We start from the raw sequence: 11,787 nt of genomic DNA on the forward strand, positions 1-11,787 counted from the left end.
AGCGCATCCCGAAAAATGGCGACCTGCTTTCGGAACAAGATGTGCGTGAAAACAAAAAAGCGCGCCGTAGGGAACGACACGCTTTAGATTCTCTCGTGGTTGCGGATGAGCTTTATGGGTTCAGATCGTCAAAAGCCTTTGTGATCGCATCTTTCGGGCTTTTGCTGGCAATAAGGCTTGCCAGAAGAATACGTGCTTGACCGGGGCGCAGGGTCTGTGAATGCACAGCACCGGCTGCAACCAGATCATGACCGCCACCACCGCCACCATAACCTGGCACCAGCACGCCCGTTGGAACGCGGCTTGAAACCACGACCGGGATATTGCGTTTCGTGCATTGCTTCACGGCTTCAACGATGGTCACATTCGCGTTGCCGGAACCGAGCGCTGCCAGCACAATTCCATGGCTTCCCGCCTGAATGCTCGCCTGAAGATGCACGTCATCACAACCCGGATGAATGGCCACGATATCCACACGCGTTCCGCTGACAGATGCAGGAAGGCGGATTGCATCTGGTCTTTCCAGATCGCGCACCGACCGGAACGCATCGGCGTGATCACTGCTGAACTTGAATGCGCCCCATGCAGGCACAATCCGGCCGCCAAAGGCGATAAGCACGCCTTTTTCCGCATTGGCCGGGTCTGCAGCCAGATGGATTGCGGTCGTCAAATTGGATGGACCATCCGCATCGGGGTGATCTGCAGTGAACTGTGCGCCGGTGAAGATCACCGGCTTGGAAAGATGGCGCTGCAGATGCACGAGCAGCACCGTTTCTTCCATGGCGTCAGTGCCATGCAACACGACAACGCCATCGATTTCCGGGTCCGCGATCTGCGCTTCAACAGCATCGCTGATGGTCTGCATGTCGATCAGCGTCAGGCTGGATGAATCCTTCGCCATCAGATCGATCGGACGCAATCGTGCATCGACATGGCCCAGTGTTGCAAGCAGATCGTCGCCATTCAGCGTCGGCGTGCTTGCGCCATCTTCCCCGCGTTTGCTTGCAATAGTTCCACCGGTGGCGATGACCGCCACCAATGGTTTGAATTGCCTGTTATTCACTCTTTCCCCTCACTCAGCTGCTTTTCTTTGTATCAGCCGCGCGTTGTTCCGCCAGACGATAGATTCGGTCTCGCAGACAATACCAGCCAATAACCAGTGCGGGTATAATGATAATCAGCGAACCAATCGTATAGGAGCCAACGGGGTAATCCGCAGCCATCAGAACCAGAACGCCGAAGAGGAACAGAAGCGTCAGAATGCCGGTGTAAGGTGCGCCGAACATGCGGAAATCTGGACGGGCAATTTCACCCTTGCGTGACAGATGCCAGAGTTTGAGCTGGCAAAGGATGATCACACCCCAGGCGGTGATGATGCCGAGCGAAGCAAGATTGAGCGCAATTTCAAAAGCTGCGGCAGGCACAACGGCATTGAGTGCAACACCGATTGCGGTGACGACAGCGGTAACGGCAATGCCGCCATAAGGCACGCCGTTCTTGTTCATCTTGGCAAGTGCTGCGGGTGCGGAACCCGAGACAGCCATTGAGTGCAGAATGCGCCCGGTCGAATAAAGACCGGCATTCAGCGATGACAGAACCGCAGTCAGCACGACGAGGTTCATGATGATATCTGCACCCTGAACACCGATCTTGCTGAAGAAGGTCACAAACGGGCTTTCACCACCCGAATAAAGTGTATGCGGCAGCAACATGGTGAGCAGCAGAACCGAGCCGACATAAAAGACGATCAAGCGGAAAACGACGGTGCGGATTGCGCCCGGCATGATCTTGCGCGGGTCTTCGGTTTCGCCAGCCGTGGTGCCGATCAGCTCGATCGAGGCATAGGCGAAGACGACGCCCTGTATGATCACGAGCGCGGGCAAGATGCCGTTGGGGAAGAAACCGCCGCTCTCACGAATGAGATGGAAGCCGGGCTGATGACCGTCAATCGGTGTGCCGGACACGACGAAATAAATGCCGACAGCAAGGAAAATTACCAGAGACAGCACTTTGACGAGGCTGAACCAGAATTCCAGCTCACCGAAAACCTTGACCGAGAGCAGGTTCATCGAAAGCACGAGGATGAGCGCGGTCATTGCAAACATCCATTGGTCGATACCTTCGAGCCATGGAACATAATGCTTGAAGAAATTCATATAAAGCGCGACGGCGGTCACGTCGGCAATCGATGTCATGGCCCAGTTGAGCCAGTACATCCAACCTGCGGCAAAGGCCATCTTCTCGCCGTAGAACTCACGGGCATAAGAGACGAATGAGCCGGAGCTTGGGCGATGCATGATCAGCTCGCCAAGTGCGCGCAGCACCAGAAATGCGAAAAAGCCACACACGGCATAAACGAACACAAGTGACGGACCAGCCTGTGCCAGACGTCCGCCTGCACCCAGAAACAGACCCGTACCGATTGCTCCCCCGATGGCAATCATCTGGATCTGACGCGGCTTCAGCGCTTTGTGATAGCCGCGGTCTTCTTCGGTGAAGACTTCGCGTTCGGCCGGTGTGGCCTTGATAAATTCCGTTGTCATCGCTCCTCCCTGAGAGCTCAGTTTTGAATAAAGGCTATAGCTTTACGCAGTACCCGCAACGAAGAACGGCATTTTTGAAACAGTCAGATACATGGAGCTCGTGCACGGCCCGGCAATGCATCTTTTGTTTTAATTGAAAGCATTGTTGAGAAAAGAAACCTCACCACCCCAGGGGGAGCAGGTTTCTGAACATGCTTCAGTTCGTTCCCGTTGCATTTTCTGTAAAGCTGCATGACAGATTTAATTGCGGCTTTAACGCATATCAGAAAACACGAGTCAAGTTCACAACTGTGTTGACGGCTGCCGTAAGGAGGAGTAACCGAGTTAAATCTGTCATGCTGTCAGACAGATTTAACGTTTCGAGTTCAGGAGGACAAAGTGGTCGGAACGCGCGTTGAACATGATCTGCTTGGTGCAAAAGAGGTGCCCGCAGATGCTTACTGGGGCGTCCATACGGCGCGAGCAGTGGATAATTTTCAGATCACAGGCGTAAGCATCGGGCGTTATCCTTATCTGGTCCGCGGCCTGACTTTTGTGAAAGAAGCAGCAGCGCTCGCCAATCACGAGCTGGGCCTTCTAAGCCGCCAGCACCTCGATGCAATTGTCAGTGCCTGCCGCGAAATTCGTGACGGCGCGCTGCACGATCAGTTTGTCGTTGATGTCATTCAGGGCGGTGCGGGCACATCCACCAACATGAATGCCAACGAGGTGATTGCCAATCGTGCGCTGGAATTGCTGGGATATGAGAAGGGCGATTACGCGCATCTGCATCCCAACGATCACGTCAATCTCAGCCAGTCGACCAATGATGCCTATCCGACTGCCATCAATGTCGGGGTGATTGAAGCCATTGATGAACTGGCCGAATGTATGGAACTGCTTCAGGCATCGTTTGAGCGCAAGGCGCGCGAATTCGATAAGATGCTGAAAGTTGGGCGCACGCAGCTTCAGGACGCTGTTCCGATGACGCTCGGCCAGGAGTTTCGTACCTTTGCGGTGATGCTCGGCGAGGATCGCTTACGGCTTCTGGAATCGGCAAAGCTTCTGCACGAGATCAATCTTGGTGCCACGGCAATCGGTACCGGGCTTAACGCGCCGAAAGGCTATGCAGCGCTTGCCTGTGAGCATCTTTCGCGTCTGACCGGCCGCCCGCTGGTCACGGCCAGCGATCTGATTGAAGCAACTCAGGACCCCGGCGCCTTCGTGCATCTTTCGGGTGTTTTGAAGCGCGTTGCAGTCAAGCTTTCCAAGACCTGTAATGATCTGCGGCTATTGTCCTCTGGTCCGCGTGCTGGCATTGGCGAAATCAACTTGCCCGCCGTTCAGGCAGGCTCCAGCATCATGCCGGGCAAGATCAATCCGGTAATCCCGGAAGTGGTCAATCAGGTGGCTTTTGCGGTTATTGGCAGCGATGTAACGATCACAATGGCAGCCGAAGGCGGTCAGTTGCAGTTGAATGCTTTCGAGCCGATCATCGTGCGCTCTTTATCTGAAAGCATCAGTCATCTTGGTGCCGCCTGCCGCATTCTTGCAGAACGCTGCGTGGATGGCATTACCGCCAACCCGGAAATCATGGCGCGCCGTGTGGAAGAATCCATCGGTCTTGCCACAGCGCTTAATCCGCTGATCGGCTATTATGCTGCGACCAAAGTTGCGCAGGAAGCGCTTGCCACCGGTCAGACGGTGCCAGAGGTCGTGCTTGCGCAGGGACATATGACCGCTGAGCAATTGCAGCAGGCACTCAAGCCTGAGCATCTCGCCAATCTGGTGGTTGAAGCCTGATAACCGTGTGAAAGGTTCGCCTGATCTTTACTCCGGCGAGCCTTTTTCTTTGGCGATGATCGTGGTGACAGCCAGCTTCACCTGTCCGAGATGGTTCTGCATCGCAAGACGTGCCTGTTCCTCGGAACCAGCCTTGATAGCCTCGGCAATCTGGCGATGCTCGATATTGGAAGCCTCACGCCGACCGGCCATCAGATTGACGAGTTCCGACTGGCGTGAAAGTGCGACGCGGGCATCTGCGACGATCTTCGCAAACATCGCGTTGCCTGACGCCAAAGCAATCATGCTGTGAAACTCGGTATCGAGCAGCACCCATTTATGCGGATCGGTCTGCTTGTCCATGCGGTCGCAAAGATCGATCAGCTTGGCCAGTTGCTCTTCAGTATGGCGGAGGGCTGCCCAGCCAGCTGCCGGCACTTCGATGAAAGGGCGAGCTTCGATAAGATCGCGCGCGGAATAACCGCCATAGCTCAGCTCCGGTCCGGGGGCAGCTTTGAGTACATAAGTGCCGCTGCCGGTGCGTGTCTGGGTGAGGCCAAGTGTTTGCAGAGAACGCAGCGCCTCGCGCACGATGGGGCGGCTGACACTGTATTTTTCGGCCAATTGGGCTTCGGAGGGCAGACGTGTTCCAACGATCAGCCGTCCAGTCGTAATCGCAGAGCGGATATCCTCGAACACGATTTCAGCCGCACTTTTCCGATTTACCGGGCTGCTATTGGCCAACCATTCAATCACGACGCCGAACTCTCCCACTTCTATGCAACTTGTCTAACAGCTAGGCAATTTATGTCAGCAGGGCAACAAATGTTTCAAGCAAGTTGTGGGTTTAAGCGGAACTTGGACCATGTCTCCCAAAAGTGGGAACCGGGTTTGGGAGACATGCTAGCGTTTGAGGGCGTGATAGCGTCCGTGATGATAGACGAGCGGCTCTCCCTCGCCAGTGACGATCTTGAGCGCACGACCGATGACGATGGCGTGGGTATGACGCTCAATGATCTCTTCGACCTCGCAATCGATAGAGGCAAGCGCGCCTTTCAGTGCCAGCGCGCCGCTTTCAAGCGCATACCATTCCGCACCTTCATAGCGCGCCGTACCCTTTTCGCCATTCCGGCCCGCAAAACGGTCGGCGATTGCCTGCTGCTCGCCCGAAAGAATGTTGAGGCAGAAATGACGTTCTGTATTAATTGTCGGCCACACCGATGCGGTCAGATTGATATTGACGATGATTGTCGGCGGTTCGACGGAAAGAGCGGTCGCAGACGTGACGGTTGCGCCGGTCTTGCTATCACCGGTTCCTGCGGTCAACACGCTGATGCCGGCAGCAAGCTGTCGCATCGCAGCTTTCAATTCATCCGCCGTGGCCGTATCGGGGCGTAAATCAAGCGCTGCTGAGTTCAGTCTGTTCGGGTGTGCCATCAATCATGCCAACCGGAAACCTTGGGAGCGCTTCCGGCCTTTTGTTTGGGGGATATAAATATTGCAGCCGCACCGTATGCTTGAGGGAGGAGGGCGATGCGGCTGCTTTCTTTATGTATGCTTTATTTCAGGCCGAGCAATATTGAGATGATCACGTAATGTCGAGCCCGTATATTCAGTGCGGAACAGACCACGTTCCTGCAGGATCGGCACAACCTGTCTGTTGAAGTCTTCAAGACCGCCCGGGAAATAAGGTGGCATCACATTGAAGCCATCAGCAGCTTTGCCCTCAAACCATTCCTGCATTCGGTCGGCGATCTGCTCAGGTGTGCCAAGAACGATATGGTGGCCACGGCCAGCGGCGACGCGAAGCGCCAGATCACGGATGGTGAGATTCTCACGGCGTGCCAGATCGCGCAGAAGTTCTGCACGACTGCGAAGCTGATCGGAAATTGGCAGATCAGGCAGCGGACCGTCGAGATCATAATCAGCAAGGCTATGACCGATGCGCTCTTCGAGAAGCGGCATGGCGCTCTTGATATCTGTCCAGCGGTTCAGCTCCTTGAGCTTCTCAGCAGCATCTTCGAAACTATCGCCGATTACCGGCATGAAACCGGGCATTACTGCAACGCTGTAGGGGTCGCGACCGGCTTTCGCCACGCGTTCCTTCAGGCTTGCATAGAAGGCCTGTGCTTCGGCAAGGCTTTGCTGTGCCGTAAACACAATATCTGCAATACGCGCTGCGAGATCCTGACCCGGGCCGGATGAACCTGCCTGAATGAGAACGGGATGGCCCTGCGGAGAACGCGGAATGTTGAGCGGACCCTGAACCGAGTAATATTTGCCCGCATGATTGAGCACATGCACTTTGTTGGGATCGGCATAGACGCCGTTTTCCTTGTCTTTCGGAAAAGCATCGTCGTCCCAGCTATCCCAAAGACCGCGCACGACATCGACGAATTCCTCGGCAACGGCATAACGCTCGTCATGTTCAGGATGGCTTTTCGAGAAGTTGTTGGCGGTGCGGGCATACGATGTGGTGACGATGTTCCACGCAGCCCGTCCGTGGCTCAGATGGTCGATAGACGCGAATGCGCGTGCGGTATGATAGGGCTCGCCGTAAGTGGTCGAAGCGGTGGCAGCCAGGCCGATCTTGTCTGTGACCATGGCAAGTGCAGATAGCAGGGTCAGCGGTTCAAAACGCGCAACCATCGATGGGTGAGCGTCAACGCCGCTGGTCAGGCCATCCGCCAGAAATATCATGTCGAATTTTGCGTCTTCCGCTTCTTTCGCCACGCGGCGTAGCAGATCGAAATTCTCGCTGCCCGCTTCTGCATCCGGGTGCCGCCAGCCCGAAACATGGTGGCCTGCGCCTTGCAGGAAGAGGCCGAGATGCATTTGTTTCTTGGTCATGTCTTTTACTCCGGGGATTGGTTGAGCCACGAGATGAGCTTTTGCAAGTCGTCTGCGCTGGTCATGGATTGGACGAGGTCCGGGATACCTGCAAAGCGCGGATCATCCTTCGTTGCGTCCTTGAATTTGTCGGTTGGATCGCTGATGCTCGGCAGACCATCGACACGCTGCGAAAGCCTTGAGCCGTCCTTGAGCGTTACATCAATGATGACGAAGCGGGTTTTAGGATCGGGCGAGAGCCGCGGCGCATTCTCGTCATGACGCCGCGTCACTTTAGCCGCAAGTTGTGCCAGATCCGCATCCACCGGACGATCATCGAAATGAGCAATCGCCAGCTTTCCGTCGCGCAATACAGCCGCAAAGATATATTCCGGGCTGAACCGCGCATCGATCCCCGTCACAGGCCTGGTCGTCACAAGTGCTGCGTCGCCGCCGGGCGGAAAGGTGATGGAAACGGCTGCGACATGATCAGGTTGCAGCGCCTTGTCATTGCGCAACGCCAAAGCGCCAACGCCAACCGGATGGGCGGCGGTGCAACACGGGAAGGCTTTGAGTGTCAGTCCCGGCACGATGATCTGCCATGGTGCGCCCCAGCCTTGCGTGACGCGCGATATGTCGTCTGCACCAAAGGCAAAAGCTTTGAAAAAGCCGTTTGCGCTGTCAATGAAATCAGGCGCACCAAGGAAACCAGCTTCCGCCAATCGGGCGGCAGTGAGACCTGCACGCGCGGCAAATCCTGCATGAAGCGGTTTTGCATCATAGCCAAATTGCAGTCGAAGCCCTGCCGATTGTGTGGCGGCCAGACCGAGCGCAACGGCGGTGGTCGCAGCATCGAATTTGAGAAGATGCGCGATGGCTGCTGCAGCTCCTATCGTGCCGAGCGTTGCAGTTGCATGAAAGCCGGTTTCATAGTGTTTGGTGCCCATGGCAAGGCCGAGCCGGGCCATGGTTTCAAGCCCGACAATATAGGCAGCAACAAACGCGTCTGCACGAACGTTGTTTTCAGCTGCAACGGCCAGAAGGGCTGGGACGATGGTAATTGTCGGGTGTCCGCGCACGCTACCATGCACATCGTCATAATCAAGCACATGGGCCGCATGGCCGTTGATCAGCGCTGCCGTGAAAGGATCGGTTGTGCCGCTACTTCCAATCAACGCGACATTGCCGCTGGCACCCAGAACCTTTCTGACAAGAAGCGTGCTGCGATCATTCGCTCCGCCAAGCGCACAGGCAAGAAAATCAACAATTGCCGTGCGGGCAACAGCGATTGCTTCTGGCGATGGCTCAGAGCCGACAATAGCCTGACTTAGGGTCTTGGTTACATGATCTGTCATGTCAGATCCCTTCGCCACCTTCATTGACGCGGCTTGCATTGCCGCCAAGCCCGTTGACGAAGGCGCTTATGCGTGGGTTCGTTGACTTATAGAAAAGCTGCTCTGGCGAGCCTTGTTCGATGATGCGACCGTTTTCCGTGAAGACAATCGTATCGCTGATTTCTTCGGCAAAGCGCATTTCGTGGGTTACGAGAATGCTGGTCATGCCTTCATTTACGAGGTCGCGAATGACCGACAGCACTTCACCGACGGTTTCTGGATCAAGTGCGGAGGTGACTTCATCGAACAGAACCAGTTCCGGCCGCATGGCGAGCGCGCGGGCAATGGCGACGCGCTGTTGCTGACCGCCCGAAAGCTCACCCGGATAGGCATCCGTCTTGTGTTCAAGCCGCACTTTTTTCAGCAGTTCTTTTGCGTGGCGCTCGGCTTCGGCTTTAGGCGTACGCAGGATTTTGACCGGTGCAATGGTGATGTTTTCCAGAACCGTCAGGTGCGGAAACAAGTTGAACTGCTGGAACACAATGCCGATGCGCTTGCGCAGCGTAATGCGTTCAGCTTCGGTTTTAAGCTCGTCCACGCGGGTTGAGCCCACGGTGATCTTGCCAGATTGCGGGATCAGCAAACCGTTGATGCAGCGCAGGATCGTTGATTTTCCAGAACCTGATGGTCCGATGATCGAGACTGCATCGCCCTTGTTGATCTTGAGGTCGATGCCCTTGAGCACTTCATTCTGTCCAAAAGACAGATGAACGTTCTCCAGTTCGACCAGTGTAGTTTTGGTGGTGTCGCTCATGTGAATTTCAGATCCTTGTCAGCGGGAGGAGAGCCGCTTTTCGAGCCGCTGCGTGAAGCGCGACACGGGATAGCAGAAGAGGAAGAACGCCATCAGCACGGTCAGATAGATGATGACGGTGAAGTCATTGCGCTGGACTGCGGTGCTTGCATCGGTTGCCGAATGCAACAGCTCATGCACGCCCACAAGCGAGGCCAAAGCCGTACCCATGGTGATAGACGTATAAAGGTTCATCCAGGGCGGCAGCGAACGCTTGACGCATTGCGGCAGGATGATCCAGCGCAGCGATTGCAGGCGCGAAAAGCCAAGGCCCTGCGCCGCTTCCCACTGTGCGGTCGGGATCGACTGGATGGAGCCGCGAGTGATTTCCGCGATATGCGCGCTTGCCGGAATGGCAAGGCCGACAACCGCTTTGATCCAATCGGGGAAAGCGATGTAATTGCCGAAGATCACCAGCTCGAACGGGAAAATATAGGTCGCAGCAAAGATAAGCACGAGATGCGGCGCGTTGCGGAAAATCTGCACATAGGTCACAGCGGGTGCGCGGATGATCTTGTAAGGTGCCAGTTCCATGATGCCGAGCAACACGCCCGCAAAGGTGCCAAGCGTGATCGCAAAAACGCTGATCAGCACGTTCATGGCAAAGCCTTTGCCAAGATAGGGCAGCCAGTCGAGCCAGACCTGACCAAGCGACGGATCAAGATAGAACCAGAGTGCAGTGGCCAGAATGATGGTCGTGAATGTGAGGGTCGCAGGCGACAGCCAGATGCTGGGCTTTTGTTCGATAGCGATGTTCATTGGCCATATCCCGGAATTGCAAGGCGCTTTTCAAACCAGTAGCCAACGCGCGCGACGATGAGATTGATGATGCTGAAGAACAGAAGAATGACCAGCATCAGCTCGACCACATTATCGCGCTGTGTCCAGATCAGGATCGAAGCGTAAGTGATTTCACTGACCGCAATGGCCGAGCCAACTGTCGTGAGCTTCACCAGATTGACGAGATTATTGACAACAGCCGGAAGTGCCGTGCGGATTGCCAGCGGCAGCTCGACATAGATCAGCACCTGAAACGAATTGAAGCCGATGGCGCGTGCCGCTTCGATCGTTGTGCCGGGAACAGCTTCAATACCGCCGCGCAGCGCTTCCGCATGCAGGGCTGCAATATGCAGACCCGTGATCGCAACCAGCCAGAAGAATGGTGTGAGCGGATTGTTCTGCGCGCCTCCAATGGCGTTGGATATCAGCATATTGAGCACGAGAAAGCCGCACATCAGCTGAACGAGTGTAGGCGTATTGCGGGTGAGTTCGACATAGCCGCGTACCGGCACTGACAGCCAGCGCTTGCCGGATGTCAGAGCGCCTGCGAACAAGACACCGAAAAACAGGCTTAGTGGAATGGTGATCGCGACCAACTCAAGCGTCGTGACCATGCCATTGAACCACATATCAAGCTCATAGCCACTATTGAGAAATTCATAATTGAGGCCGATTGCGCTGGTGAGCTCGATGAAGCGCGAAATCAGAGCTTCTTTCATTGAAATGATCCGATTGCGTTTTAGAGCGTTGATCTGTTTGCATAAGATCAGCGCTCGGAAATTGCGGACGGATGAACCGCCCGCAAATATTCTGACAAAGTCGAGTTTTGAGGCTTACTGGCTCTTGAGCTTGTTATGCTCTTCTTCGAGATAGCTCAGGTTCGGCAGACGGTTTGCCTTGGCAATCTCGATCATCTTGCCCGATGCGTGCAGATCGCGGACGATCTTGTCGAGAGCGGCTTCGGTGTCGTTCTCGTCCTTTTTCAGCCAGATGACTGAATCCGAAGGGATGAGGTCGGTCGGGATCAGGATGCCATACTCCTTCCACTCCTCGGCACGGTCCTGAAGCATCAGGCCAAGTGTAGCGCTGACATGCACGGAAACGTCGCAATTGCCGCCCTTGAGCGCCAGCATTGATTCCGGCTGGCTTGGCAGCGCCTTGACGTTTGCGCCATATTCTTCAATCAGCGGTTGGGTGTAGTTGGAGCCCTGCGAAACGCAGGCGATCTTACCTTTGAGGTCCTTCCAGTCCTTGATGCCGCTATCCTTGCGGCCAATCGCAGCCCCACCCATACGGTCATAAGGCGTCTTCACATAGCCGAGCGACTTGGCGCGTTCTTCCGTATATTGCATGTTGGCGATCAGAATATCGACCTTGCCCTGCTGGAGGAACTGCACGCGGTTTGGCGGCGTAACGGTCTGCGTTGCAAGTTCCACGCCGAGGCCTTTCGCCAGTTCCTTGGCGATGTCGATGTTAAGGCCCTTCTGTTCCTGCGTCTTGGAATCAATATAGCCGAACGGTGCGCCTGAAAGGATGATGCCAACGGTCAGTTTGCCCTTGGCTTTGATGCGATCCAGTGTTGCGTCTGCATGGGCCGCACCCGACGCGGCAAGGGCCATGAGAGAGCCCGCAATAAGGGTCTTGGTGAGGTTTTTGACGCTGAGGATCATGGGGGACTTCCTTCGAT

General features: G+C 55.5%; 11 protein-coding genes. 1 reads left to right on the top strand and 10 read right to left on the bottom strand.

Annotated elements, in window-relative coordinates; genetic code table 11:
• Nucleotides 1-112 precede the first annotated feature (112 nt).
• Nucleotides 113-1,063, bottom strand: coding sequence for an asparaginase (locus OIV19_RS16315; RefSeq protein WP_264232275.1), 951 nt, complete (start codon nucleotides 1,061-1,063; stop codon nucleotides 113-115).
• Between the two features lie 13 nt (nucleotides 1,064-1,076).
• On the bottom strand, nucleotides 1,077-2,543 hold the full coding sequence (locus OIV19_RS16320) for an amino acid permease (RefSeq protein ID WP_264232276.1): 1,467 nt from the start codon (nucleotides 2,541-2,543) through the stop codon (nucleotides 1,077-1,079).
• Nucleotides 2,544-2,921: 378 nt separating this feature from the next.
• On the opposite strand from OIV19_RS16320, the gene OIV19_RS16325 reads away from it, so the two are divergent.
• On the top strand, nucleotides 2,922-4,325 hold the full coding sequence (locus OIV19_RS16325; protein WP_264232277.1) for an aspartate ammonia-lyase: 1,404 nt from the start codon (nucleotides 2,922-2,924) through the stop codon (nucleotides 4,323-4,325).
• Nucleotides 4,326-4,352: 27 nt separating this feature from the next.
• Here OIV19_RS16325 and OIV19_RS16330 read toward each other — a convergent pair whose 3' ends face one another.
• From OIV19_RS16330 to OIV19_RS16365, 8 genes are all read right to left on the bottom strand, one after another.
• Nucleotides 4,353-5,060, bottom strand: a complete 708-nt coding sequence (locus tag OIV19_RS16330; protein WP_134157583.1) for a FadR/GntR family transcriptional regulator — start codon at nucleotides 5,058-5,060, stop codon at nucleotides 4,353-4,355.
• 147 nt (nucleotides 5,061-5,207) lie between these two features.
• Nucleotides 5,208-5,741 (bottom strand): flavin reductase family protein, encoded by a 534-nt coding sequence (locus OIV19_RS16335; protein ID WP_264232278.1) that lies wholly within the window; start codon nucleotides 5,739-5,741, stop codon nucleotides 5,208-5,210.
• Nucleotides 5,742-5,852: 111 nt separating this feature from the next.
• A complete protein-coding gene (locus OIV19_RS16340) occupies nucleotides 5,853-7,154 on the bottom strand; it encodes an LLM class flavin-dependent oxidoreductase (RefSeq protein ID WP_264232279.1) in 1,302 nt (433 codons plus the stop codon).
• 5 nt (nucleotides 7,155-7,159) lie between these two features.
• Nucleotides 7,160-8,488 (bottom strand): MmgE/PrpD family protein, encoded by a 1,329-nt coding sequence (locus tag OIV19_RS16345; protein ID WP_264232280.1) that lies wholly within the window; start codon nucleotides 8,486-8,488, stop codon nucleotides 7,160-7,162.
• Between the two features lies 1 nt (nucleotide 8,489).
• Nucleotides 8,490-9,281 carry an amino acid ABC transporter ATP-binding protein gene (locus OIV19_RS16350; protein WP_151091233.1) on the bottom strand — a complete coding sequence of 264 codons (792 nt, stop codon included), beginning with the start codon at nucleotides 9,279-9,281 and terminating at the stop codon, nucleotides 8,490-8,492.
• Nucleotides 9,282-9,299: 18 nt separating this feature from the next.
• On the bottom strand, nucleotides 9,300-10,079 hold the full coding sequence (locus OIV19_RS16355; RefSeq protein WP_095445190.1) for an amino acid ABC transporter permease: 780 nt from the start codon (nucleotides 10,077-10,079) through the stop codon (nucleotides 9,300-9,302).
• The gene (locus OIV19_RS16360; RefSeq protein WP_264232281.1) at nucleotides 10,076-10,819 is read right to left on the bottom strand and encodes an amino acid ABC transporter permease; all 744 of its coding nucleotides are present in this window, start codon (nucleotides 10,817-10,819) and stop codon (nucleotides 10,076-10,078) included. Before OIV19_RS16360 ends, OIV19_RS16355 begins: the two co-directional genes overlap by 4 nt.
• A gap of 114 nt (nucleotides 10,820-10,933) precedes the next feature.
• Nucleotides 10,934-11,770, bottom strand: coding sequence for a transporter substrate-binding domain-containing protein (locus tag OIV19_RS16365; RefSeq protein WP_264232282.1), 837 nt, complete (start codon nucleotides 11,768-11,770; stop codon nucleotides 10,934-10,936).
• Between the last annotated feature and the right edge of the window lie 17 nt (nucleotides 11,771-11,787).

The sequence above is a fragment of the Brucella sp. HL-2 genome (assembly GCF_025846885.2).
Lineage (GTDB): Bacteria > Pseudomonadota > Alphaproteobacteria > Rhizobiales > Rhizobiaceae > Brucella > Brucella quorumnocens.